The organism is Elusimicrobiota bacterium (assembly GCA_026388095.1).
In the GTDB taxonomy this organism is placed as follows: domain Bacteria; phylum Elusimicrobiota; class Elusimicrobia; order UBA1565; family UBA9628; genus UBA9628.
The window spans coordinates 1-23,390 of the sequence record JAPLKL010000062.1 but is presented as its reverse complement, the minus strand read 5'-3'; the positions used below and the strand labels follow the sequence as shown (position 1 = coordinate 23,390).

24 protein-coding genes are annotated in these 23,390 nt (G+C 58.5%); 7 read left to right on the top strand and 17 right to left on the bottom strand.

Annotation, left to right across the window (positions count from 1 at the left end; all coding sequences use genetic code 11):
- Nucleotides 1-26 precede the first annotated feature (26 nt).
- The 3 genes from NTY77_14985 to NTY77_14975 form a co-directional block, all read right to left on the bottom strand.
- Entirely contained in the window at nt 27-1,124 is a 1,098-nt protein-coding gene (locus NTY77_14985; GenBank protein ID MCX5796798.1) for a hypothetical protein, read from the bottom strand.
- Nucleotides 1,125-1,758: 634 nt separating this feature from the next.
- Complete coding sequence (locus tag NTY77_14980) at nt 1,759-4,488, bottom strand: hypothetical protein (GenBank protein MCX5796797.1); 2,730 nt, start codon at nt 4,486-4,488, stop codon at nt 1,759-1,761.
- Nucleotides 4,489-5,092: 604 nt separating this feature from the next.
- The gene (locus NTY77_14975) at nt 5,093-6,124 is read right to left on the bottom strand and encodes a hypothetical protein (protein ID MCX5796796.1); all 1,032 of its coding nucleotides are present in this window, start codon (nt 6,122-6,124) and stop codon (nt 5,093-5,095) included.
- Between the two features lie 152 nt (nt 6,125-6,276).
- Between NTY77_14975 and NTY77_14970 the strand changes: the two genes are divergently transcribed.
- Both NTY77_14970 and NTY77_14965 read left to right on the top strand, forming a co-directional pair.
- Entirely contained in the window at nt 6,277-6,654 is a 378-nt protein-coding gene (locus NTY77_14970; protein MCX5796795.1) for a hypothetical protein, read from the top strand.
- A gap of 319 nt (nt 6,655-6,973) precedes the next feature.
- The gene (locus NTY77_14965; GenBank protein ID MCX5796794.1) at nt 6,974-7,303 is read left to right on the top strand and encodes a helix-turn-helix domain-containing protein; all 330 of its coding nucleotides are present in this window, start codon (nt 6,974-6,976) and stop codon (nt 7,301-7,303) included.
- A gap of 169 nt (nt 7,304-7,472) precedes the next feature.
- Here NTY77_14965 and NTY77_14960 read toward each other — a convergent pair whose 3' ends face one another.
- Nucleotides 7,473-7,694 (bottom strand): hypothetical protein, encoded by a 222-nt coding sequence (locus NTY77_14960; protein ID MCX5796793.1) that lies wholly within the window; start codon nt 7,692-7,694, stop codon nt 7,473-7,475.
- Here NTY77_14960 and dcm point away from each other — a divergent pair.
- The 5 genes from dcm (at nt 7,599) to NTY77_14935 (ending at nt 12,963) form a co-directional block, all read left to right on the top strand.
- On the top strand, nt 7,599-8,690 hold the full coding sequence (gene dcm / locus NTY77_14955) for a DNA (cytosine-5-)-methyltransferase (GenBank protein ID MCX5796792.1): 1,092 nt from the start codon (nt 7,599-7,601) through the stop codon (nt 8,688-8,690). The two genes, NTY77_14960 and dcm, sit on opposite strands and share 96 nt — an antisense overlap.
- Before the next feature lie 9 nt (nt 8,691-8,699).
- Nucleotides 8,700-10,271 (top strand): ATP-binding protein, encoded by a 1,572-nt coding sequence (locus tag NTY77_14950; GenBank protein MCX5796791.1) that lies wholly within the window; start codon nt 8,700-8,702, stop codon nt 10,269-10,271.
- 14 nt (nt 10,272-10,285) lie between these two features.
- On the top strand, nt 10,286-11,308 hold the full coding sequence (locus NTY77_14945) for a hypothetical protein (GenBank protein ID MCX5796790.1): 1,023 nt from the start codon (nt 10,286-10,288) through the stop codon (nt 11,306-11,308).
- Nucleotides 11,308-11,712 (top strand): very short patch repair endonuclease, encoded by a 405-nt coding sequence (locus tag NTY77_14940; GenBank protein ID MCX5796789.1) that lies wholly within the window; start codon nt 11,308-11,310, stop codon nt 11,710-11,712. Before NTY77_14945 ends, NTY77_14940 begins: the two co-directional genes overlap by 1 nt.
- 81 nt (nt 11,713-11,793) lie before the next feature.
- The gene (locus tag NTY77_14935) at nt 11,794-12,963 is read left to right on the top strand and encodes a DNA cytosine methyltransferase (protein MCX5796788.1); all 1,170 of its coding nucleotides are present in this window, start codon (nt 11,794-11,796) and stop codon (nt 12,961-12,963) included.
- Here the strand turns inward: NTY77_14935 and NTY77_14930 are convergent.
- The 13 genes from NTY77_14930 to NTY77_14870 all read right to left on the bottom strand — a co-directional run.
- Entirely contained in the window at nt 12,896-13,600 is a 705-nt protein-coding gene (locus tag NTY77_14930) for a hypothetical protein (GenBank protein MCX5796787.1), read from the bottom strand. The two genes, NTY77_14935 and NTY77_14930, sit on opposite strands and share 68 nt — an antisense overlap.
- Nucleotides 13,587-13,826: a helix-turn-helix transcriptional regulator gene (locus tag NTY77_14925; GenBank protein ID MCX5796786.1), complete on the bottom strand. Its 240-nt coding sequence runs from the start codon at nt 13,824-13,826 to the stop codon at nt 13,587-13,589. The genes NTY77_14930 and NTY77_14925 overlap by 14 nt, the downstream gene beginning before the upstream one ends.
- Before the next feature lie 90 nt (nt 13,827-13,916).
- A complete protein-coding gene (locus tag NTY77_14920; GenBank protein MCX5796785.1) occupies nt 13,917-14,255 on the bottom strand; it encodes a nucleotide pyrophosphohydrolase in 339 nt (112 codons plus the stop codon).
- A 77-nt stretch (nt 14,256-14,332) separates the two neighbouring features.
- Complete coding sequence (locus tag NTY77_14915) at nt 14,333-15,019, bottom strand: hypothetical protein (GenBank protein MCX5796784.1); 687 nt, start codon at nt 15,017-15,019, stop codon at nt 14,333-14,335.
- Nucleotides 15,019-16,728 carry an AAA family ATPase gene (locus NTY77_14910; protein ID MCX5796783.1) on the bottom strand — a complete coding sequence of 570 codons (1,710 nt, stop codon included), beginning with the start codon at nt 16,726-16,728 and terminating at the stop codon, nt 15,019-15,021. Before NTY77_14910 ends, NTY77_14915 begins: the two co-directional genes overlap by 1 nt.
- Complete coding sequence (locus NTY77_14905; GenBank protein ID MCX5796782.1) at nt 16,725-17,546, bottom strand: hypothetical protein; 822 nt, start codon at nt 17,544-17,546, stop codon at nt 16,725-16,727. Before NTY77_14905 ends, NTY77_14910 begins: the two co-directional genes overlap by 4 nt.
- The gene (locus NTY77_14900) at nt 17,536-18,474 is read right to left on the bottom strand and encodes an ABC transporter ATP-binding protein (GenBank protein MCX5796781.1); all 939 of its coding nucleotides are present in this window, start codon (nt 18,472-18,474) and stop codon (nt 17,536-17,538) included. Before NTY77_14900 ends, NTY77_14905 begins: the two co-directional genes overlap by 11 nt.
- Before the next feature lie 4 nt (nt 18,475-18,478).
- A complete protein-coding gene (locus NTY77_14895; protein MCX5796780.1) occupies nt 18,479-19,291 on the bottom strand; it encodes an ABC transporter permease in 813 nt (270 codons plus the stop codon).
- Nucleotides 19,292-19,349: 58 nt separating this feature from the next.
- Nucleotides 19,350-19,676: a hypothetical protein gene (locus NTY77_14890; protein MCX5796779.1), complete on the bottom strand. Its 327-nt coding sequence runs from the start codon at nt 19,674-19,676 to the stop codon at nt 19,350-19,352.
- The gene (locus NTY77_14885; GenBank protein MCX5796778.1) at nt 19,673-20,020 is read right to left on the bottom strand and encodes a DUF5674 family protein; all 348 of its coding nucleotides are present in this window, start codon (nt 20,018-20,020) and stop codon (nt 19,673-19,675) included. Before NTY77_14885 ends, NTY77_14890 begins: the two co-directional genes overlap by 4 nt.
- A gap of 26 nt (nt 20,021-20,046) precedes the next feature.
- Nucleotides 20,047-21,741, bottom strand: a complete 1,695-nt coding sequence (locus NTY77_14880; protein ID MCX5796777.1) for an ABC transporter substrate-binding protein — start codon at nt 21,739-21,741, stop codon at nt 20,047-20,049.
- A 4-nt stretch (nt 21,742-21,745) separates the two neighbouring features.
- Nucleotides 21,746-22,489, bottom strand: coding sequence for a PspA/IM30 family protein (locus tag NTY77_14875; GenBank protein MCX5796776.1), 744 nt, complete (start codon nt 22,487-22,489; stop codon nt 21,746-21,748).
- 12 nt (nt 22,490-22,501) lie between these two features.
- Nucleotides 22,502-23,390: VWA domain-containing protein (locus NTY77_14870; protein MCX5796775.1), on the bottom strand; the 889-nt coding region annotated here is incomplete at its 5' end.

The following is a 23,390-nucleotide window of genomic DNA, read 5'->3' as shown; positions in this document are numbered from 1 at the left end:
CACATGGTATGTACCTATTTCAAGGCCTAAGGTCCTATCCAATGTAACTGGTCGTTGCCGTCATTGGATACATACCCTTCCCTGACAAGTACGCCAAGATGTCCCCGGGCCGCGCGCAGGGTCAGGCCGGTGTCCGAGGCAATCTGTTCGGCCGTGAAGGCGCCGCGCTTGCGGCAGGCTCGGGCGACCTGGTCGGCTGGGCCGGGGGGGTCGGCCGGGAGGGCTGCTCCGTCGCCCGGGGCGGGCTGGGGGAGGCCAGGGACGTTCCCCCAGCCTTTCTTGGCCTTGTCCGCCCGCCAAGCCGCGGAGGCTTTGCTGCCGGCAAAGACGCCCAGGACAGCGGCCAGGGCGGGGGTGAGGCCGGAGGGCCACTTATTAGGGAAGCCTACGGCCATGGTCAGCCAGATGAGGACGGGCAGGAGGCACCAGGCGGCCACGAACCATTGGCCCCAGTAGGCGTCCTGGTCATAGGGGTCGGTCCATTTTTCCCATTCGCGGGTGGCTGCGTAGGCGCCAAGGACGAGGCTGTAGGTGGAGACGAGGTGGCCGGTGTAGGTCCATGCGCCCGCGGAGAAGGCTTCGACCGCGGCGTCCCAGAGGCAGGCGGCGCCCAAGAGCATGGCGCCGATCCTGAGGGTGTGTCTGGTGAGGAGGCGGTCGGGGGTGAGGGGCTCTGGCTGGGCCGGGGGCTGGAGGCGGGCTTTGACGAATGCGCGGCGTGTGAAGCCGCGCCAGCGGCTTGAGGCTTTGCTGCCGGCGTATGCGGCGAGGACGCAGCCGAGGGTGGTGTTGAGGTTGGCGGGCCATGCGGGGGCTGCGATGTTGGTGATGTCGGTGAGCCAGAGGATGAGGGGTAGGGTGATCCAGGCGAGGAGGTAGTAGTGGCCGTGGTAGGCGGTCTGGTCTTTGGGGTCGGTCCATTTCTCCCATTCGCGGGTGGCGGCGTAGGCGGTGAGGACCATGGCGTAGGCTTGGCCGAGGCCGGGGGTGGCGAGCCAGGAGCCGCCGGAGTAGGCTTCGCGGGCGAGGTCGAGGATGGCGGCGGCGGCGAGCAGGCCCGAGCCCAGGCGAAGGGTGCGGCGGATGGCGAGTTTGGCGGGTGGGGCGGGCTGGTCGGGGGTCATGGGCGTGAGTCCAGCCGATTCTAGCAAAAGGCAGCTGAAATTGCCCTCCGGAGCGCGGCGCGGGATTGGGCAGGAATTTGGAAAACTTGGTGGCGGCGTCGGGGTCTTCCGTGAGGGGTTAAGGCTTGGGGAGCTTAGCACAGTCAGTGTCGCGGAAGAGGACGCAGTATTCGAGCTCTTGCTTGCGGATGGTTTAGCCGCCGCTTTCCCACTGGAGGACTCTCCGTCTGACCCTTCGGCGCTTTTCTCCCGTCGACAAAGATTGTCTGTCTTACTCATGGAGGCGATTGCCCAACAGAGGCGGCGAGCGCCGGGGCCGCTGACTGCGACCTAAAAGACGGAGGTCGGTGCCAGGCGAGAAAGGACTAGACCAACAGCTTGGCAAATTACTCCCAAGACCATCCCAATGATAGCTATCCAGGTAAGTCTGTTTTCAACCCGGCGTCGATTTCGCTCGTTATCTGCAGCGACAATCTTTGAGACCACAGTGGCCAAAAACACTGGTGGCCGTTTGTCGGGCTGGCCATTGAGGCGAAGTAGATGCCAAAGGAGCCCAGCCGAGATTAATCCGCTCAGGACAGTGCCGATTAGGCTGACAATATCAGAAAAGTGCATCGCATCCTCCCACTGATTCTCAAAGAGAAACCTGGGGATGTCGCAAATTGGCATATTCACGCCCCATGTTCCTCTCTGCCAGCCTATCGGCCTCTCCGATTCGCACCTCCCAATTTTGATTCTTTGATTTGAATATTTCAGCGTGCTTGAGCATCATCTGCCGACCAAAGTCAATCCATTGGAAGGTCAGTTCGGCTACGCGGTGGGCGTTCCCATTAGACTCTTGGCGTAAATTGTGGAAGTGACTACAACAAGAGGTGACAAAGCGTTCCAGACTCTTTGTATAGACATCGCCAGCTGCGCTCTGACATTCTAAATCAACAGGTCGCCATTGGATCTGGATCCGGGAATTCCAAGGCTTTCCCAAACGAGAGAACTCGTTTTCAACAAGATTCTTAAGGGCATCAAATGTCTCATCAAGGCGATTGAGAATGCGGAAGTTCTCCTCATGTCGCGAAGATTCCCTTGGCTCATCATCACAGCCGCGGCCTACCAATCGTGGAAGCATCGCCTGAATATAAACAGGCTGCCAAACCAATCGCTCGTAGTAATTGCGGCCCACCGGGGTCAATTGCACGTTCTGCGTTGTGAGGCACTTAATCTCCGAATAGCTCTGAAAATCTGCGTCGACGGCGATTGCGAGCAACCGCCGGTCAGTGTCAATCATGCTATTGAAAACATCTCGTGTCTCAACCTCATCTGTGTATCCATGGCGGTCCAACTCGGATAGCAACTGCTGAACCGGCATAAATTGCCCCCTTTGCTCGGCAAGGAGGTAAATGATTCGAAGACCTAATGGGCTAAGCTCTCTTCTAATTCCGAAAACGTTAAAAATGAATTTCTCTCGCAAGGGATTAGTAGCATCGTCGAGAAAGATCAGACTCTTGGCAGCTTCGTACCTGCTGTTCCTATCGAGTAGCCCCCTTATGCCAGCCTCAATATTGGGTGCAGCATATTTACAGGGCTCCTTGATTTCCAACTCCACCCTTCTATCGCTTGGGTCTACCTTCATTCCTGATTGCAGTCGATCAATGATGCCTTTGCACAGCAATTTCGCGCTGGTCAGAGAAATCCCCGCAGCGGAGATGACCTCTGCCCCCTGATCTTGTAGCGTCTTGGCCAGCTCTCGCATAGCTTCCTGACAGAATTCATCTTTTCTGCCAACCCGGGCTCCTTCCAGCCGGGCGAATGCCGTGGCGCCTGCGAGTGGACTCAAGTGCTCGTTCTCTTGATCAAAACACATCTCGAGTTTCCCGAAAGCCCATGCTAGGTACCTGTCAAAGTCTGCCGGCTTCAAATCGGAAACCCAACGCACATTCGCGATAAATCTCTGTACTTGCTTTGCGCAAGTCGCGGCAAGCCGTTCCGCGAGGTGCACACCGATTCTCTTCGCCATTTCTTCACCGTCAACAGAAAGTGCTTTGGGGGCAAATTCTCTTCTTGTTGATTCCGTGCGCAGGACACGCGATAAGGTCATAATTACCTCTTCACAGAAGAACAAGAAGCTGTGCCGCCGAACCTCCTCCTGCACTTCCCGCATGTCCAGGTCTGGATAATTGCTGCGCAGGTTTATATGGCGTAACCATCCGGAGGCAACATCATATGCGTTTCGCACATTATGCCCCGCAATCGATTCGAAGATATCTCTAAAATCGCGAGACCCCACGAGAAAACGGAAGAAGAATTCGGTAACTCTAAAATAGATGCGGCTCTGCATTCCCCTATCGGTAACGCTTTGAAAGCTGTTCAGAGCCTTTGGGTTCGCGAGAAAGACGGCAAGCTTACTAAAGAGGATTTCTAATGGCAGTGGCCCGGAATGCGGGTACCACGAAAATGGGTGGTATCGGGAGGCTTCTTCGAATGTGGACAAGCGCAGGGGCACAGCGACCATATAGTCAATTGGATTCCCGCGTCGCAGAAGGAAAACTAGCAGATCCTTCTGCAAATATCTCGGCAATGGGTCGAGATTGTCAACGATAAGGATTGATCTTCGTTTTGCCAATGGCTTTTGGAGATGTCGAACTTGCATCAACGCCATAGTCAAACTAGTCATGTCTCCTGGCTTCATTTCCTCTAGGACCACTTTGCGAATGAGCGCATTTACATCGCGCCCGTTATCCAATGCGCTCTTAAGTTCAGTCAACCCTCCGCATTTTGCCATTACATCTTGTATGATTGCGAAATTAGACCCGATTCCACCTTTCTTCCCTTCGGGCAGATACCTTCGCCTTTGCGCTGATGCAAGTATCGAATAAACCGCGTTTTTGGTTTTCGCTGTGACGCAGAAAGTCTCGTACACTTGGCGGTCGAGTTCGCCCAGAAGATGCTCCCATTGTTGTCGGCGAATGGCTTCATCATTAGTCGGCGGGAAATGAATGTCCATCAGATTCCCATCGACCAAGAAAACCTCTATTTGGTTACCCACGCGGTTCTCGTCAACAAACCTTTTGACGAATTTCATTGAGGAAGATTTCCCACATCCCAGCCCGCCGAGGATTGCCACCACCTTGGATGGCCCTAACAGAAGCGTGCAAAGAATGTGCTTTTCATATGGCCCCAGCGAATCCTCATTCTTGATGAAATCCCTCAAAGTAGGACTGCTAAAGTCCCCCAATTTATATTCAGGAGACGCATGTAGGATTTCTCGCGCCATATCTAAGGACGCGCTTTGGGAATAGGTTTCCTTTGTCGCCACCTCTTTATCTAACAGTTCATCGGCAACCAATTTCATTGCAAGGGAAAATTCCATATTCACCTCTGTTTAGCAGCGCGCTGGGTATTGAAATGTAATTCGCCCGTCCTTCGTCTTGATATCAATCCCGCCATCGGCATCATGTAATCCATGGAGATCGATTAGGGCATGTCTTGTTTTTCTCTGATGTGTCTGGGAGATACACACGCTTTGTGGAATCATATGATAATGGCACCAAATAATACTGCTTTATTCTAACACCGGCCCATATCCCTCTGAATGGGTCTCTGGGGCAAAGGTGAAACATTTTCTGGCCTATATTTAGATGGGACTCATAGTGCAGACCTATGCAAAAATAAAGCAAAAAGTCTCCGGCCGCAAAAGGAGAACTGGTTTGTTCAGAACCATTTTAGAGACGGGCTCTCATGCGCAGAGTAGGGCCGTGGCGCGACACGAGGCCTGGCCTCGTACGTTTCCACGGCCCCCTCATCAAACCGTACTTGTGGTTTGAGTCCTGTAGGGCAACCCCACAAGCGCAATCGGCTGGAATTCCTGCCGAGACAATACGGGCTCGTCGAAGTAGGGGTAGGTATCTAGAAGCACTAGACTCTTGGCCCTTTCGGCAGACGGTCCTGCAATCCTTATCAATCCCCCGCCAATATCAGCCTTGAGGCGTTGCGGATGTCGCGCGTAGACTGGGCCGTGAAGTCGCATCCGACGCTCGGCCGGCTCCATTTTCCCCCGCATCGTACTCAAAGACATACTCTCCAAGGGGGAGATAAACGCCGAACATCATTGACTTTAGACAGATGTTAAAATCATATGTGGTTCCGGTCCCCGGGGATGCCCGGAAATTGTCAACAATCAATTCAGCAGGATGTGATACTAATTTATGTGATATCCAAGGCACGCTCCGCATGGGGGGAGTCAGTTTACCGGAACCGGTTGCCATAAAAACTGGTCTTATCACTTTTACCTTCAGAGTGCCGGTTTGGTGCGATTCAGAAGCCTCTTTTATTACTTGTTCGACAGATACTGCAGGCTGATGCACCAACGGTCTGAAAGGGAGTTGCTGGATCGGCAACTGCTTCCTGGCAATCTCTATCCGCGCTTCAACTGCACGGAGTTTCTCATCCTCGGCCGCAGTTGTACCGCCCGCAATCCGCTCGGTCTTGAGACGTTCATAGGTCTCTGCATCCTGTAGGTACTCACGCAATTTCTCATATTTTTTTTCGATTGCCCCACGGGCAGAATCTGAGACAATGCCGAGCCAATCGCTACGAAACGTTTCGTTGGATGAAGCGAGCGATGCGGCTGTCTCTGCGGCGGCCTCGACTCGGTGCCGGTAGGCGTTCATTTCGGCCATAATGTTAACATGTGATTCTTCTTCCGCCACCTCTACAGTCTCTTGCAGATAACTCTTGAGATGTTGCAATTGCAGGGACAAATGGACCATCTTCTCGGTTGATTGTTCGGCAATGGTATCGACCTTTTCAGATGTGCTAACACGCGCAAAGTAGTAACCAACAATTACGGCGAAAAGGCTTGAAAGAATGAAGAGAAGAATATTGAGAAGGTTCGTGACCATCGGGGTTTGCGATGGGACCATCCACACAAGCACGATTAATGATATCGCCCCAGCCAAACAAATCGTGAGACAGATAGCAGCAACTACATCCCTAAACTTCGTCATGGGTCCTCCTCTTCCTATTCCCGCGCTAACTATCACCAGACCAACCGGGCTAGTCCAATTCGCCAATATACCAGCATCTCGAATACTACAATATGCGTATATCCTTGGCAATCTAACGAATAGTCCCATGAACGCCGCCAACATGCTGCGCCGTGTGGTCTGCCTGCCGCCATGGAGTCCGACTTGGCCCCGACCCAAGCCCGCACACTCTGCGCCAAGCGCTCTATCTGATCGTCTTCCTTTATACCGCCACCTACTTGGGCTTAGAGCTGCGCGAGTTCATGTTCTCGGCCGGGACGCGCTTTTTGACGCCGGAGATGTACACGGGGCTGTTGGCCGCCTTCGCGGGCGAGCATGAGGTGCGCCGCTGGAGCGGCAATGCCGACCGATATGCGATTTCAGCCGAGTTGGTGATCTACGGCTGGTGGCTGTCGTATTTGGCCATCTTGCTCTGGCTGAACCTGAGGCCAAGCTGCACGCGGTACATGCCGACGGATTATCCGGTCATCAGTGCAAGCAGGTCATCGTGATATTCTTCGGCGCCGGGGTGTCGAAGTACTTCCACGTCAAGGTTGCGGCCGAGGGACGGTAGTCCCCCGGTCCTGACGGCCATAAGGAAGTGCGTCGGCCGTTATGGGCGCAGGCGAAGGCTGCCCAGATTGTCGGAGTGAGCCCCCTGATTGGGGATGAGAGGTTAGGCGGGCGGCATCGAGGCAGAGTCGTGGCAGGACCACTTGCTACCGCTCAAGCTCAACGAGCATCTCCGCCCCGCCTCCAAGAAATACCGCAACGTCGGCCGCGCCCCCATCAGACATTAAAGAATCTGACCATATGCTACAATCTTCAATCATGCCTAGACGCTCCTCCATCCCCATCCAACTTAGCCTGCCTGAGCGAAGAACCCTGGGCAGATGGCATAAGGGGACTGTGAGTGCCCGGCTGTCCCAACGCTTGACAATCCGAGCGAACGTAGTCATGCGGGCCGCGCGAGGCCAGACCAATTACATGATCGCCAAACAGCTCGGCATCAGCCGCAATACGGTCAAGCTTTGGCGCTATCGCTTCGCCCACGAGGGCATGGCAGGACTCATGACCCGCCCGATTCCCGGCCGACCAAGGAAGATTAGAGAGGTGAGGCCGGGAATGGTTGCAAATGCAATTGAGCGGGTGTTGGCATGAATTCGCGGTCCCTCGCGTGGGAATGACTTTGGAGCGCCCAAGGAGCACCGTGAGCCGCAATTGGGGTCGACAGCCTCCGAAATGTGCATGGATAGTCGAGCGCTCCGTTGAGTTGCTCGCTGCCAGGCGCAGCGCAGTGCCCCCTTCGGCTGCACGACAAACCTCATGGCTAACCCATGCCGGAGTCACGCGAGCATTGAGGAGAATCGGAATATTCGGCGAGATCGAAAAACTTCTTAGAAAGAAATGTGGCAACGGAGTCGGTGACAGGCTCCAGGCTGATTTCCTGCCCAAAGTGGCTCATCATTCGCAGCGCCTCTGCAGAGCATCTAGCCCCAAATGCCACCGTTGCCCGCTCATCTCTTTCTGCCAAACGGGCCTTGCCAATCATCGCCATCGAGTTAGTGATCGTCCCACAGTTCTAGACTTATTCGCCGGGGCGGGCGGGCTGTCTGCTGGGTTTTTGAGGGAAGGTTTCCGCATCGTCTTGGCGATTGAGAAATCTCGTCATGCGGCCCAAACGTATCGACACAATCACCCAGGAGTCCCAGTTCTTGAGATGGATGCGCGCTCAATTTCCCCCGCACGCGTCGCCGAGATTTCTGGCTTGGCTCTGGGCAAATTGTCCCTCGTCATGGGGGGGCCGCCATGCCAGGGCTACAGCGCCGCTGGCCTCAGGAAGCCTGGAGCCCGTCAAAACCTGCTGTACCGGGTCATCGCGAACATGGCTCATGGGCTACAATCGCCAATCCTAGTTATGGAGAATGTGCCAGGGCTCATGCGGGTCGCTGGTGTCAATTTCAAGACAAGGATTCTGGGATTTATTGAGGACCATGGATTTTCGGCAAAGGCGGTTGAGCTGGATGCGTCAAAATTTGGCGTGCCGCAGCGGCGGCAACGACTAATATTCGTCGCTGCGAGGAAGAATCTCAAACTTCGCCCCGAGGCGCTGGTCCCTCCGGGCAGAAGGGGAAAGCGCACCGTTGCCGCGGTTTTGAAGGGTCTACCCAAGCTCGCTCCGGGGCAGGGTAATGACGTCATGACCATAAAAGGGAGATTGGTTTACAATCACCGTGCGATGACGCACGGCCCGGCAGTGGTGGCCAAAATACGGAAGATACAGCCGGGCAACGGCCCGTTATCTTACCGGAGATTGCCCACAACCCTGGCACACACGATTATCGCTGGCCACCGGGCGCTACCGGTGCATCCGCTACAAGATAGAACAATCACCGTTCGGGAAGCTGCTCGCCTGCAAACACTCCCTGATTGGTTCCGCTTCCTCGGCCCCCATGCGGAACAGCCGCTTCAAGTAGCGAACGCCGTCCCGTACAACATGGCTCGCGCTCTGGCAAGAGCCGCGTTGCGAACCTTGAAACAAATTTAGGAGATCAAAATGGCTGCCGAGACGCGAAAGTTCCCAATAAACGCAGCGGCATCAGTCATCGCCGACATCAGCGCCGGCATCTATCGAACACCGGCAGGCGCGCTGAAAGAATTGGTGACCAACGCTTTTGACGCTGATGCGAATATGGTGCAGGTGTCCACGAACGCCCCCCACTTTGGGACTTTCACTTGCTCGGACGACGGAACTGGCATGACGCCAGAACAGTTCGAGCAGAACATGGGGCTGATTGGCGGCAGCAGCAAGCGAGATCACGGAGAGGTTTCTCCTATCAACAACCGCCCACTCGTGGGCAGAATTGGAATCGGGATACTTTCAATAGGCCAGATTTGTCGAAGGTTCGAGGTCTTCTCATCTGCGAAGGGAAGCCCCATTAAGTTCCGGGCAAAGATCAACTTGGAACCATATATGCGCCCAGAGGCCCGCAGGGTTCAGCTCAACAAACCCTTGTCAGGAAACGACAAGGTGGAGATTGGAAAATGTGAGATGGACACTGCTCCCGAAGACCCGGAGAAGCACTACACCCGCGTTGTAATGGATTCGATTATCCCAGGGTTCCGCCAGCAATTGCAGAGTTCCCCGATGGGAAAGATGGGGGTCACACCGAAAATATTCAAAAAGGGCGACATGGAAGCCTTCCTTCGAAGCGTAAGCCATGATACAGTTTCGGAACATGGAGCTTATGCTCAGCTGATTTGGGAACTCGCCTCGACCACGCCCATCAGATATCTTCCCGGAGGGCCGATCCGCGACACACCATCGCTTGACGATCTGCGGAAGCGCATGGAGAGTTTCAAATTTAGCGTTTTCCTAGATGGCGTCGAGTTGTTCAAACCCCTTCTTCTTCCGCTTGGCGCCGCAACAGACTTCAAAGTTTATCCCAAACTGGATTTCACCACGACCTTGTCAGACAAGAGAACGCTGCGGGTTCGAGGATACATCTATTGGCAGCAGAGCCGGATTCTCCCGAGAGAGCTACAGGGCATCCTGGTCCGTGTGCGGAACGTCGGGATCGGGACATTCGACCCCACCTACCTTAAGTACCCAAAACACGAAGGGTGGAAATTCTCCCAGCTCTGCGGCGAGATATACGTTGACGATGGCCTTGATGAAGCCATCAACATTGACAGAGCCTCATTCCGGGAATCTGACGAGGCATATCTCTCGTTGCAGGAGTTCCTCTTTCAGCGCCTTGGGAAGAAAACTGATGAGGGTGCCGGCATTTTCACCAGCATCAAGGCGATGGCAAAAAAAGCGGCCGACCGGAAAAAACAAAAGGAACACAAAAAACGCGCCAACGAAACCCACTCCGCCATCTTCGGCTCGCCCGGCTCAATGACGCTGGAAACAGCCGCCTCTAAGATCGCGACTCCTGCAGGTGTTCGGCTGACACGCCGGAGCCTGGTTGTTGATGAAGAGCTGGTGGCCACAGTCCCAACCCGCCATCGCGATCTATTCATGGGGATATGTGGGGTGGTGGAAAAGACTATCGGCGACAGAGTCCCGCCCGCAGTGCGCCGAGACTTGCTGCAGAGGATTGCAAAACTGTTCGAGATTCGCTGAAGTCGGTCTAGCTCATGACGCCATTCCGAGACATTGAAAGCCGCCGCAATCGAGCCAAGAGCTCCTACACCGACCCCAAGAAGCACTATGTCCGGGGCCACGGCTGGCTCCCAGTTTTCCAGAAATATGCGCCAATGCGAAAAGATGGAGTGAAATATCTCACGCTCTGCGCCAAGTTGGCAATCGATATCAGGTATTTTCGCCTCAAGAGTCTTCTCCCGCATGATGACCAAGAGAAGCGCTATCCGACAGTGGCGTTCATTGAACAGGACGCACAGGATTACGCCATCATAGCGGAATCCCTAGGCACCACGAAATTGGGGATTAAAGGCGACCTTGAGAGAATTCTTTTAGAGCCGGCCACTTTCCCGGAGGATCACAAGGCTCTTATTGCGAGTTTCCCGTACGACATCATCAATCTAGACTTCACTGGAGACGTCGTGCCGGAAAATGATCCGCCGTACAACTCAACTATCCGCGCAATTGAACGCATCATGCAGACACAGCATGATAAAGGAGCGGGCGAGTGGCATATGTTTCTAACCTTTCGCGCCTGCCGGAGCACTGCCAATGATGACGCCAACGGACAACTCCAGAGAATCATCGAGGGCAACATGGCGGACGAGGCAGCGAAGGCGGCGTATGGCGGGAAGCCCGCGCCAAGCGCTCTGCTTGCCAATGACTATAAAGAGTTCCTAAGAATTGGTTTGGCGAAGTTCCTCGCAAGCAGCTCTGGGACCAGAGGCTACGCCTTCACGCTGGACGGCAGCTATCACTATCCCCGTCGACCAAAGGGTGGTGGACCGAACTACTACATCATCACGCTGGTCGCTGGATTCCGGCCCATCCGGGCAACTGGCCACCTGAATAATCCCCATGAGGCACAAGGAGCCTACAAAGCATCTGTCCTTCAAATATTCAGCTCTGCGGCTGTCGATGTTTATACCAGTCTTGGGGATAAGGCCGAGCTCCGCCGAGTTATTGGCGATCTCGCCCCGGTGATGCAGGAGCTTAAACGGGAAAAGTTAGTTGAGTAATGGACAACATCACCAAGGCGCAGCGCTCCGTCGTAATGGAGAAAATCCGTTCTGATGGCAACCGCTCAACCGAATGGCGTCTACGAGCAGTGCTGATTCGCTTGGGCATCAAAGGTTGGCGGGTAAGAGACAAAAATCTGCCGGGGACCCCCGATTTTGTATTTCCGGCCCGGAAGCTTGCGGTTTTTGTTGATGGCTGCTTTTGGCACGGCTGCCCAAAATGCTACCGTCGGCCGAAGTCCTCGCGCAAGTATTGGGACTCCAAAGCGCTTCTCAATCGATCCCGCGATGAGCGGAATGCAAGAGCGCTCCGCCGTATTGGCTGGAGTGTCCGCCGTGTCTGGGAGCATCAGCTGTCGGAAAAACCTTCAAGCCTAGTGGTGTCATTGACCGCTATTCGATGAGGGAACTAAATGGCGCCTCAATCGTATATATAGTGGGACACGCCTTGACAAATGCCTGCGATTAGAATACTATAGTCTACAATGATAAAAGCTCAACACACGGTCCTCGATCTATTCTCCGGCTGCGGCGGGATGTCATGGGGCCTTCACAAAGCGGGCTTTCGGGCGCTAGGAGCCATTGACCTTTGGAAACGGGCCCTGGAAACCTTTCAAGCCAACCATCCGACCGCCGCGGTGTTCAACGAGTCGATCCAGAATCTTCCCCCGAAAGAGATTCTGCGCCATTTGGGGCTAGGCCGGGGCAAATTAGATTGCCTCATTGGAGGCCCTCCCTGCCAAGGTTTCTCCAAAAATGTTCCGGCCAAGGGTCGATTCTTCGAGGATCCCAGGAACCTTCTATTTAGAAATTTTCTCGAATACGCGGCTGTCCTTGAACCAAAGGTTCTGGTGATGGAAAACGTTGCCGAGATATTTAACGCATACGACGGCGCAGTCAGAGAAGAAGTCCGCGAGCGACTTGGGGAGCTGGGGTACGATACGGAAATTAAAGTGCTTTACGCGCCCGATTACGGATTGCCGCAGCGTCGCCGACGATGTTTTTTCTTCGCATCAAGAACAGGGGTTCCCCCGATCTTCCCTAATCCCACCTTCGCCCCCGACGAAACGACAGAGTTATTTTCCAGTCTCCGAAAGCACAGGTCGGCGTGGTCATGCATTTCCGATTTGCCAAAACTAACAAACGGTCAGGGGCATGACCCAATGGAGTATGATCAACCGCCGCAGAACGACTATCAACGTCTCATGCGTTGCGGCGCACAGGTGCTGCATGATCATGTGACTCGGCGTTTAAACGAAAAACAGTATGCACGGATTTCGGCCATTGGCCCCGGCCAAGCCTGGAGAGATTTACCAAAACGACTGCAACCCAAATCAGGCTACAGCGGAGCCTACGGCAGGCTGGACACGAAGATGCTTGCCCCCACAATCACCAGATGGGTCTTTCATCCTGGCTCAGGACGTTTTTCACATCCAGTGGAGCCTCGCGTGCTGACCATTCGGGAGGTCGCGAGGATTCAGTCCTTCTCGGATGATTTCCTTTTCACTGGGACCTACATTGAGAAGGCGCACCAGCTCGGGAATGCCGTGCCCCCTCTGCTGATGGGAGCCCTGGCAGAAAACATCACTAAGTGTCTTGAAGGCGCGAAACCAGCAAGTCGACGACCATCTTCAAAGGTAGCCGCTGCGGCTTGATCTCGATGACGGGCGCATTGGCGGGTAGGCGGAAGCGCTCGAAAAACTGTTTTTGATTCGGATGCCAACGATACACGCAAAAATTGTCTTTCTTTCGCCTACCTTGCAGCCCTGCTTTTGACTGGTTCGTCCAACTCCATTCCAAGTCAGTAGGGGCGTATTCGACCAGCAGGTCTTCGTAAATTGCGTACTTTGTGCGATCATCACTCTTGAGCAGTACGGCAATTCTTTTGTTTCTCACTCCTTGAGTCGCCGCGTCAGAATGAACCTTGGAGTGCCAGTGCTTCAGAACGGCACGACCGAGAACCGCGCAGGAACTATTCGTGTCCAAAGTCCCGAATCCTAACGCGCAAGCCTTCTTAAAAATATCCGCTCTTTGGATAACAAGCTCAAATTCTCCGCCAGGTGTTATGGGCCATTGAAGGGCTTTGCAGGACCAACCGATTTTTTTCTTTGAATGAACCACGTCAAAAAGCAGCTTGGCGCGGGTGTTCGTGAGAGGGTCGATCAAAGGTAAATTGTACGCGTATGCGAAGATTGCCTCCCAGATGTAATCCTCAATATCGTCCACGAATGGCACCGCGATCGCAGCGCGAATGCCGCTGATCAGCCGTCGCCGTTCATCACCGCTGAGCATTCGCATTCCGGTGCCCGGACTCCACCATCTTCATCATACTCGATAGGCTAATCTGCAGGACCCTGGAGATGCGGCTTAGGGTCTCTAGGCTGGGAGATTTTAGCCCTCTTTCCAACTGAGATACGTAGGTGCGATGCAGGCCCGCTTCAAAACCAAACCGCTCCTGGCTAAGACCCTTTTCGTTCCGAAGCCGTCTAAGCACCTTAGCAAAGGCCTGATTAAGCATATGGGGATTCTAGGAATCTGAATACCAAAGGTCTACAGACCAAAGTATTCAGTGAACAGAGGCGAAGCGAGAGGATGTCGCCACCGGGGCCTACAGCTTCGTGTACTTGGTCGCGACGCCCCTGGCTTTCTCGATGGGATATTTCTTGGCGTTTTTTTCGAGCTTCCTCTCCATGGCCTGTTTGAGGTCGATGCCGAGGTTGTCGGAGAGCTCAGCCAAGTAGATGGCTATGTCGGCGATTTCATCGGAGATGTCTTCTCGGTTCGCCTTGATGTGCTTCTCGACTTCTCCTCTGTCCTTCCACTGGAATTGCTCGAGAAGTTCGGCGGCCTCAATAACAATCGAGATGGCGAGATCTTTTGGATTATGAAACTGCATCCAATCGCGTTCGTCGCGGAATTTGCGAATCTTGGTCAGAATCTCATCCATAGCAGGGTACCTGGCGAGTATAGCACCAAAACGCCGCAGGGGTGAGCTCCTGGATCGGGCGGCGGCCCGTCCGTGGGCTACCGGTCCAGCGTCTTGGACAAATCCGTCACCTTCACCTTGACTGCGGGTGTCTCGGGCTGAGCCACCACCGGCGCAGGCGCCTGCTCCACCGTTATCGGATTAGCCGTAGTAAAATGGCTCACGATCTCATAAAGGTCCGCTTCCTTAGCCGCCTTCTTCTTCTGCCAAGCCTCAAGCTGCGCCGCGATCTCCGCCGCCGCCTTGTCGTTGGCCGCGATCTGCGCCCTCAGCTTCTTATTCTCCTCATCCTTCTGCGTCACCAACTGCACCGCCCGCTCCTGCTGCACCCTAGCAAACACATCCAAAGCCTTGTCCTTGCGCGCCGCTTCCGTGATGACGCTCTCGATGGTCACCCCCGCCGCCTCCAGCGCCACCAAGATCGCCGCCGCCTTCGCCTCTTTGACCATCCCCGCCAGCTTCGGATGGTTCAGCATCTCCCCGACTTTCTCAACGGTGAACCCATGCGCCGGCACCGGTATCTGCGCCGCGGCAAAGACCTTGTCAAAGGACACATCCCCGCCCGCCGCTTTCGCCAGCCGCGCCTCATCCACCGGCGGCACATCCAACTCGGAGACCTTCCCCCCCGTTTCCAGCCGGACCTTATTCGGGTCTATCTCCCCGCCCTTAGGAGCCGACGGATGCAGGCTTACCACGTAGTGATCCACGAAATCGCGCAGACCCATCAGGCCTCCATCATCGCCTGCAAGCGGTGGAAATCCTTAAGCAGCTCCACCCGGTCCGCCTTCCGGTAGGAATCCGGCAAGAACGACTGATCCGTGCACTCGATCACCGAGGCCAACTCCTGGAACTGCACCTCCACCACCGAGGTCGAAGGGATGAAATTCAAGGCCGCGGTCTCCAGATACTTCTTCTTCGGCTGCCCGCCCCCGTCCAAGAGGCTCTGCCGCTTGGCCGCCACGATGATCGCCTCGATGTCCGCGCCCGAAAGCTTTTTTCCCGCCACCCACCGAGGGTCCACGTCCGCCTCGCCCACCGGCCAGCCCGTCTTCTTCGACATGGTCACGAAGTAAAGCTTCTTCTCCGCGTCCTCCTGCGGATAGAACAGCGGGATGTGGATCTCCACCCGGCCCTGCCGCTTGATGTCCACCGGCAGAAGGTCCGGCCGGCAGGTCATCAAGAACCACAGGATCTTGCCCCGATAGCGCGTGTCGCCCATCTGCGTGGCGAACTGCGCGAAGATGCGGTTGGAGGTCCCGGAGTCCCCCCCCTCTTCGCGCGTGCCCATAAAAGCGTCGGCCTCGTCAATGATCACGCCCACCGGCCCCAAAGCCCGCAGGGTCAGCAGGATCTTCTCCAGGTTGCCCTCGGTCGCGCCCACCCACTTGGACCGGAAATTCATCAACTGCACGCAAGGAATGCCCAGCTCCCCGATGGCGCAGGTCGCCAGGTACGTCTTGCCCGTGCCCACCGGCCCGGTGAAGAGATAGCCCATGGGCAAAGCGTCCCAGGCCCCCTTCTTGATCAGGCTGATGTCCTCGCGCAGACGCTTCTTGGCCGCGTCCTGGCCCTGCACGTCGTCCAAGGTCCGCGTCGGCTCCAGGAACTCCAGAAGCCCGAAGCAGGACTTCTCGATGAGCTCTTTCTTTTTGCGCGCCATCAAGGTCAGGTCCAGCTTGCCCTGCCTCTGCGCCTCGCGAAGGATGACCGAGATGTCCACCCGCGAGAGCGCGTTGGTCTGCCGCGCGAAAGTCTCCTCGGTGAGCCCATCGTACTTGACCGGGATGTTGCAGTTGGCGATGAAATCGCGGCGCTCGCCTTCGTCAGGCAGGCCGATCTCCACCTTGGCCGTGAAAGGGTTGTTGACGATAGCTTCGTTGAGGTCCTGCAGGCTTCCCGTCACCAGCACGATGGTCACATCCGACTTGGCGAAGACCGGGTCCGTGGCCCATTTCTGCACCGTGATGAGCGTGCGGAAATCCTCCTGGTTCATGAACTGCAGATCCCCGCGCGGCGCCACCATATGCGCGAACTGGATGACCACGGCCACGCTGGCCTTCTTCTTCGAGTCCATGGCCCGGGAACGGATGAAGCGGTCTATGACCAGCAAAGCCTCGGAGGGATTCTTGGGCATCTTCTTGCCGTAAGTCGTGCCCGTGACCGTGTCCAAGGCCTCCACGGTCTTGTAGAAGTCCTGCATGGCGTCGGCGCTCACCGTGATGCCCGAGCCCTGGTCGTAGGACACCACCGCGTCGCGCTGGCCGAAGAGCGCGTTCTTGAGGAAATCGGCCAAAGAGACGAAACTGGTCGTGTTGGTCTCGCGCAGCGGCACCCAGTCGTTGATGTTGCCGGAGAGGATGAACAGGCAGGCCGAGCCGCTCATGTACTTGTCGGCCAGCTCGCGCGCCCAGGCCGGATAGTTCTCCACGCTCATGACTGCTCCTTCTGCGCCTGCTCCTGCGCGGCCGCGTCCTTCTTGTCCGCCTCCTGCTCGGAGCCCAGGAAGCTCTCCACCTCGTTGAGGGAGCGCTCGGTCTCCCCCACTTCGGCCACGGCCCCGTCGATCTGGCCTGCCACCTGCTGGGGGTCGCTCAAGGAGATGGACTGGTCGCTGACCAGCTTGATGGTCTGCTCGATGTTGTCGATCTGGGTGCGCAGGACTTCCATATCCGTCTCGAGCTTGTCGAGCCTGGTCATGCGCTGCCGGAAGATGTCCAGGCTCCGGTTCTTGGCGTCCTTGAGCTTGTCCGGCAGCCCCCGCTTGATGTCCGCCTCGATGGTCCGGATCTGGCGCTCCAATTGAGCTTTGTTGCTGTCGCAGAGGTGCTCCTGCATGGAGCTCAAGGTGATCTGCGCGCGCAGGAAGGTGTCCAAAAGGTAGTCCAGCTTGTCCACGCTGGGCTGCAGCAGGCCCTGCGTGACCGCGTCGCGGTTCTGCCAGGACTCGTAGACCCGCTGGCGGATGTTGGCCAGCTCCAGGTAGCGGTCGCGCTCCTCGCCCGGCAGGCGCAGGAGCAGCCGGTCCTTCTCCTTGGCGTCGAACAGGCTGCGCAGGCGGTTGGTCTGGGAATCCACCACCCGCTTGAAGCGCTCGTTGCCTCCCAAAGCCCAGAGATAGGCCAGCTCGGCCGCGCCGGCCAGGAACAGGAAGCCCGGGTTGAACAGCACCCCGGCCACGCACAGCCCGGTCAGGCCGATGAGGTTCTCCGCCCGCTTGAAGGCCGCGCCCACGTAGCTGGGCTTATCCGCCATGGCTGTCCACCGCCTCAACCTTGCGGCTGATCTCGTTTACGATGTCCGCGAACTTGGCCGTGCGCTGCATCTGCGCGGCCTTCTCCGTGGGCCGGGGCAGCTTGACGATCTCCACGAGCTTGCCCGGCCGGGGGCTGAAGATGAAGACCCGGTCGCCCAGGAACACCGCCTCCGGGATGTCGTGCGTCACCAAGAAGACCGTGGCCTCCACCTGGCTCCACAGCTCGATGAGCAGGTCCTGCATCTCCCAGCGCGTGACCCGGTCCAAGGCGCCGAAAGGCTCGTCCATCAGGATGATGCGGGGCTTGACCGCCAAAGTGCGCGCCAAGGCCACGCGCTGGCGCATGCCGCCGGAGAGCTCCTTGGGATAGGCGTGCTCGAAGCCGGAGAGCTTGACCCTCTTGATCCAGTCCGCGGCTATGGCCTCGCGCTCCTTCTCCGCCACGCCCTTGAGCTTGAGCCCGAAAGCCACGTTCTCCAGGACCGTGTAGCAGGGGAAGGAGGAGTAGCTCTGGAAGACCATGCCCCGGTCCGGCCCCGGCCCGGTCACGGGCTCGGCCTTGACGATCATCTCGCCCTTGCTGGGCGGGAAATGCGGCTCCAGGCCCGCGATGATGTTGAGCAGCGTGCTCTTGCCGCAGCCCGAGGGCCCCAGCATGGTGATCAGCTCGCCGACCTTGGGGATGTCGTCGATGACGAAGTCGATGTTCTCGAGGGCCAGGACATCCTTGCCCGTCCGGTGGTCCCGGAAGGACTTGCTCACGTTGCGGCACTCGACCACGGGCAGGGCCGCGAACTGCTCCGCGGTCAGCTTCTTCTTGTGCGGCGGCTCCTCGAACTGCTCGAGATGCTCGTGCTCCTTCTCCTCGGCCGCCTCCTGGATGAAGGCGCGCCGCGCGTAGTCGGAAAGACCCGCCAGCCATTTCATGGCCTCACCTCCCCGCCCCTGCTTCGCGGTAGGGGAAGAGCCACCCGCCGATGCGGGCGAGCGTCCAGTTGATGAGGAAGCTGATGAGCACGATGACGATGAGGACCGCGTAGACGTCCTCGTTCATGCCCCGGCGCTGGGAGACCGTGATGAGGTAGCCCAGGCCGAACTTGGCGTTGATGAGCTCGGCCAGGATGATGTAGCCCCAGCCGATGCCGTAGGTCAGGCACAGGTCGTCGTAGATGTCGCAGAGCGCCACCGGCACCAGGACCTCGGAGATGGTCTGCCAGGAGTTCGCGCCCAAGGTGTAGGCGGTCTGCAGGTACACCTCGTCCACCCGGTCCAGGCTGGCGATGACCAGCGGCAGCAGCATCACGAAGGTGGCCAGCGCCAAAAAGAGGATCTTCTGCTTCTCGCCCAGCCCGAACCAGGACAAGGACAGCGGCACCAGGACCGCGATGGGGATGTAGCCGGAGATGGTGGTCAGGGGCTTGAAGAACTCGCGCAACTTGGTGAAGGCGCCCATCAGGATGCCCAGCGGGATGGCGACCGCGGCCGCGAGCAGGAACCCCACCGTGGTCCGGAACAGGCTGTAGGTGATGGAGGTCATGAGGTCGCGGTCGTTGTAGAGGCCCTTGAAGGAGAGCAGGACCTCCCAGGGGTTAGGCAGGATCTGCGGGTTGAGGATGCGGGACTCGATCTGCGAGCCGGTGGTCAGATAGCCCCAGACCCCGATGGCCAAGGCCACGGCGGCCGAGCCCAGGAGGAAGGAGCGCTTGCGCAGGGGCTCCTCGCGGATCTTGAATGCGGGACTCATCGTGTGGCCTCGGACATGGGATCCTTTGCGACCATGATAATATAATAAAAGGGACGCACTACGATCTGGCGGCCAAGGCGAAGTTGAAGAAATAGCGGTTGAGCCCCTCCAGGTCGGAGGAGTATTCCCTGCCGCCCAGCCAGGCATCGCAGAGCAGCTCGCGCGCCCGGGTCAGTTCCTTGAGGCGGTGCTTCCACCGGGGATCGCGTATGGAGAGGTCCAACAGCTCAAGCGCCCGTTCCATGGCGCCGTCGAAGAGTTTCTGATCCTTGCCTCGCCAGCGCAAGGCCCGGCTCACCTCGCTGCCCACATTGCCGAGTTGCTGCGCCAGAGTGAAGGTCTCCCAGCGGCCGGCCGCCAACGTGGCATGGCGAGGCCCGCTCACGTTCTCACCAGCCTGTCCACGACGGCCAGCACGCGCCGGCGCAGCGCCGGGTCCTCCACCCCTCGCGACCGGTTGTTCTGGGCAGGCCGGACGTTGATCATGGAGTCGAACTCGACGCGGTCCGCCTCGGGCCTGTCCGGGTAGATGTTGATCCCCCAAAGGTCCTCCTGCCGCGAGCCGTCCTCGATCAAGAGCGCTTCCTCATCGGAATGCAGCTCTCCGCCCAGGGCCAACAGCCCCCGCTCGACGTCGACCGCCGCCTTGACCATCTCGCCGAATTGCGTCCCCGCCAGCGCGCGGACCTCCGCCCAGGAGACGGGTTGTCGGATCAGTCTTATTTCCACCGAAGCTCTACAAAGGTCCGCCGGCGCTACTCAGCCTCCGGGGGGTAGACCTTGATCTCCACCCGGCGGTTCTTGGTATGGTCGGTCAAGGACATGGGGTTGTCCCAGCCGTTGCCGATGACCGCCAGCTTGTTCTGCGGGAACTTGTACTTGGCCGCGAGAGCCGTCTTCACCGACTCGGCCCGCCGCTCCGAGAGCTCCTGCACGGCCAAGGACATCTCCTGAAAGACCCGGGGGCCTTCGCGCTGGAACTCGATCTTGCGGCTGGTGTCCACGTTGCCCTCGATGACCACGCGCGCGGCCGCGAACTTTCCGGCCAACTGGCCGACCTCTTCGATCACGTTGGAGATGTTGGAGTCGTACTTCGAGTCCAGGTTCCAGGAGTTGGGCGCGAAGGTGATCATGACCGACTTGGTCAGGATGGGCTGGGACTCCAGCTTCATGTGCGAGATGTTGATCTTGTTGAAGGCCGGGGTGTACTCGTCCTTATGGTGCGGGTACTTGCCGTCCAGCTCGGCCAGGACCGTGGAGTCGGCCACCTCGTCGGCGCGCACGGGCGTGCCGATGGCGCCGTAGGACTTGTAGACGTAGCTCGCCGCGGCCCAGGTGCGGGCGAAGTTGGCCGGGTTGTCCTTGTCCAGGAAGAACTTCTTGTTCTCCGCGTAGTTGGTCAGGTGAGCGTCGCCCATCATGGACTTGGCTTCCTCCGCGGAGACGCCGAAGCCCTTGGCCATGAGGCCCGCCACCTTGCCCGGCTCCTTCTGGACGATGTCGTAGCCGTCGTAGATGCCCGCGACCAGGCCCTTGACCAGGTCGTGGTGGTCCCGGGCGAAATCCGCCCGGACCGCGTAGACGTCGGTGATGAGCTGGGAAGCGTCCCGGGTGGTGGTCAAGAGCCTGGCTCCGGCCACGCCGCCCTTCTTGCCGCCGTACTTCTCGTCGATGATGTTGTAGATGTCCGGCGACCAGGATACGCAGGCGTCGATGTCCGCGTTGTCCACGAAGGCCTTGGCCGCCTCGAAGGCCGTGCTCGTGAACTTGAAGTTGACCTCCGAGGGCTGGATGCCCGCGTCGGTGAGCACGCTGAGGATGTAGTAGTGCGAGGGGGAGTGCTGGGCCAGCACGATGGTCTTGCCGCGCAGGTCCTTGGCCTCGTTGATGCGGGAGCGCACCACGATGCCGTCGCCGCCGTTGGACCAGTCGATCTGCTGGAAGACGATGGGCACGGTGCGCGAGTCGCGCGACAGGCCCGGCGCGAAGAGCGCGATCATGTCCAGGGTGCCCCAGAGCACGTGCGACTGGCCCGAGGCGAAGGCGTCGCGCGCGGCCGACGGGTCGTCGATGAGCTTGAGGTCCACCAGGATGCCGTGCTTCTTGAAGAACACGGAGTCCTTGTTGGGGCCGAAGCCGTTGTTGGCCGCGACGATGGGCGCCCAGCCGCCCCAGATGTTGATGGGGAATACGATCGTGTTGTCCTTGAACTGGTAGTTGGACACGCCCTTGACCTCGCCCAGGGCCTGCTTGGCCACGAAGCTGTAGGTCTTGGCCGTGGTCGGCGTCTCCGTGCCGGCCTTGATCTTGTCCAAGGTGTCCTTGTCTATGGTCTTGCCCACCACGGGCATGTGCCCGGGCTTGATGACGCCGAACTTGTAAAGGGCCCCCAAGGCCAGGGCCCCGATGACCAGCAGCAGCGCGATCTTACCGCCGAGTTTCAGTTCCATGAGGTCACTCCTGGGCCTTCTGGGCGTCCTTCATGCCGATGGTCTTCTCAGCGGCCTCCTTCTTGTCGCCGCCCGCGGCCTCCCCGGTGACGCCCATCTCCATCTGGAAGGTCTTGAAGAGCTCCTTGCCCTCGAGCTCCTCGGCGGTCTCGTCGGCGGCCGCGGCCTTGGAGTCCACGCTCTCCGCGGCCATGGCCAGCCGGCCCTCGGCCTCGGCGTTCTTGGCCCGCAGCTTGCCGATCATCTCCTCATGGGTGGCGTCCACGCCGGCCACCTCGAACTGCTCGAACACGTCGGCCAGCTCGGTCTTCCACTTGGACGCCTCGGCGTCGCGGATGGCGGCCATGGCCTCCTCGGTCTTGGCCTTCATCTCGCGCATGAACTTCTCCTTCATCTTGAGCAAAGCGTCGTAGCCCGCTTGCGCGGCCTGGAGCTGCTCCTGGTCGCGGGCCAGGGCCTCCTGGGTCCGCTTGAGGCGCGAGGCGTACTGGCCGCCCAGCTCCTCGTCCTTGTTGACCACGCAGGCCTTGATCTTGGCGGTGAGCAGGTTGACGTCGCGCTCGTACTGCTTGATCTCGTTCTGGATCATGATGATGCCGCCGCGGGCCTTGGCCAGGCCCTGGTTCATGACCGGGACCTTGTCCTGCATGTCGCGCACCGTCTGCTCCAGGATGAGCTTGGGGTCTTCCATGGTGCTGATGAAGAACCCGACGAAGGACCGGACCACCCGCTTCAATCTTTCCCACATGTTCTGTTTCTCCTATTCGATGACGACATCGCTGGCGAGCACGAATCCCTCCGCCCCGCCGTAAGCGAAATTGAGCGTCTCGTCGAGGCGCACCTTCATGACCTCGACCTTTTTGGCCGTGAACTCCTCCGGGTCGAACAGCACGTGGTAGCCGTGCTCGAGCACGGTGAAGCGGTCGGTCGCCTTGAAGCGGGGCTCGAACGATGACTTGAGCTGCAGGCTCTCGTAGAGCCGGCCCGCGCGCGGCGAGCCCGAGTCCCTGAAGAAGCCCTTGCGCCCCACCAGCGAGCGGGGCGGCGCCTCGCCCGCGGCCACGGCCTTGGTCTCGTCGTAGCCGGAGGAGCCCCGCTCCAGGCTCTTGCGGATGTCGCTGAAGACCGAGGCCAACTGCTTGTCGTCGCCCGCGTCCTTGTAGATGCCCAGGCGCCGGAAGTTGCGGCTGGGCTCGGAGCCCACCGAGAAGCCGATGGCGTAGACCTTGATGCCCGCCTTCCAGGCCGCGTCCGCGGCCTGGTCGAAGGCGTTCTCGTCGCAGGTCTCCTCGCCGTCGGTCAGGATGACGATGCGCTTGGCGCGCGGCGAGCCGGCCAGCATGCGCGTGGCGCGGTCTACGGCATAGCCCAGGGGCGTGGAGCCCTCGGCGCGCAGGCCGGCGATGGAGGCGCGCAGGCCGGCGCGGGCCTCGCTCGAAGCTTTTTGAATGGGGGAGACGGTCCTCACGTCGCAGGCGTTCTGGAAGGCCACCAGGCCCACGTTGGTGTTCTTGGGCAGGAGCTCCACGAACTTCCACATGGCGGCCTTGCCCACGTCGACCTTGCGGCCGCCGGGCACGCTCTCGTTCATGCTGCCGCTGGTGTCGAAGATGAGGACCAGGTCCGTGGGCGCGCCGGCCTTGCCGGCC

What these genes read in the sequence shown, in the direction of transcription:
- NTY77_14895 (MCX5796780.1), bottom strand. Translation starts at nt 19,291, where the DNA reads ATGAGTCCCGCATTCAAGATCCGCGAGGAGCCCCTGCGCAAGCGCTCC.
- NTY77_14930 (MCX5796787.1), bottom strand. Translation starts at nt 13,600, where the DNA reads ATGCTCAGCGGTGATGAACGGCGACGGCTGATCAGCGGCATTCGCGCT.
- NTY77_14880 (MCX5796777.1), bottom strand. Translation starts at nt 21,741, where the DNA reads ATGGAACTGAAACTCGGCGGTAAGATCGCGCTGCTGCTGGTCATCGGG.
- NTY77_14950 (MCX5796791.1), top strand. Translation starts at nt 8,700, where the DNA reads ATGGCTGCCGAGACGCGAAAGTTCCCAATAAACGCAGCGGCATCAGTC.
- NTY77_14900 (MCX5796781.1), bottom strand. Translation starts at nt 18,474, where the DNA reads ATGAAATGGCTGGCGGGTCTTTCCGACTACGCGCGGCGCGCCTTCATC.
- NTY77_14935 (MCX5796788.1), top strand. Translation starts at nt 11,794, where the DNA reads ATGATAAAAGCTCAACACACGGTCCTCGATCTATTCTCCGGCTGCGGC.
- NTY77_14925 (MCX5796786.1), bottom strand. Translation starts at nt 13,826, where the DNA reads ATGCTTAATCAGGCCTTTGCTAAGGTGCTTAGACGGCTTCGGAACGAA.
- NTY77_14905 (MCX5796782.1), bottom strand. Translation starts at nt 17,546, where the DNA reads ATGGCGGATAAGCCCAGCTACGTGGGCGCGGCCTTCAAGCGGGCGGAG.
- NTY77_14910 (MCX5796783.1), bottom strand. Translation starts at nt 16,728, where the DNA reads ATGAGCGTGGAGAACTATCCGGCCTGGGCGCGCGAGCTGGCCGACAAG.
- NTY77_14940 (MCX5796789.1), top strand. Translation starts at nt 11,308, where the DNA reads ATGGACAACATCACCAAGGCGCAGCGCTCCGTCGTAATGGAGAAAATC.
- NTY77_14975 (MCX5796796.1), bottom strand. Translation starts at nt 6,124, where the DNA reads ATGACGAAGTTTAGGGATGTAGTTGCTGCTATCTGTCTCACGATTTGT.
- NTY77_14875 (MCX5796776.1), bottom strand. Translation starts at nt 22,489, where the DNA reads ATGTGGGAAAGATTGAAGCGGGTGGTCCGGTCCTTCGTCGGGTTCTTC.
- NTY77_14945 (MCX5796790.1), top strand. Translation starts at nt 10,286, where the DNA reads ATGACGCCATTCCGAGACATTGAAAGCCGCCGCAATCGAGCCAAGAGC.
- NTY77_14960 (MCX5796793.1), bottom strand. Translation starts at nt 7,694, where the DNA reads ATGATTGGCAAGGCCCGTTTGGCAGAAAGAGATGAGCGGGCAACGGTG.
- NTY77_14980 (MCX5796797.1), bottom strand. Translation starts at nt 4,488, where the DNA reads ATGGAATTTTCCCTTGCAATGAAATTGGTTGCCGATGAACTGTTAGAT.
- NTY77_14965 (MCX5796794.1), top strand. Translation starts at nt 6,974, where the DNA reads ATGCCTAGACGCTCCTCCATCCCCATCCAACTTAGCCTGCCTGAGCGA.
- NTY77_14915 (MCX5796784.1), bottom strand. Translation starts at nt 15,019, where the DNA reads ATGGGTCTGCGCGATTTCGTGGATCACTACGTGGTAAGCCTGCATCCG.
- NTY77_14920 (MCX5796785.1), bottom strand. Translation starts at nt 14,255, where the DNA reads ATGGATGAGATTCTGACCAAGATTCGCAAATTCCGCGACGAACGCGAT.
- NTY77_14985 (MCX5796798.1), bottom strand. Translation starts at nt 1,124, where the DNA reads ATGACCCCCGACCAGCCCGCCCCACCCGCCAAACTCGCCATCCGCCGC.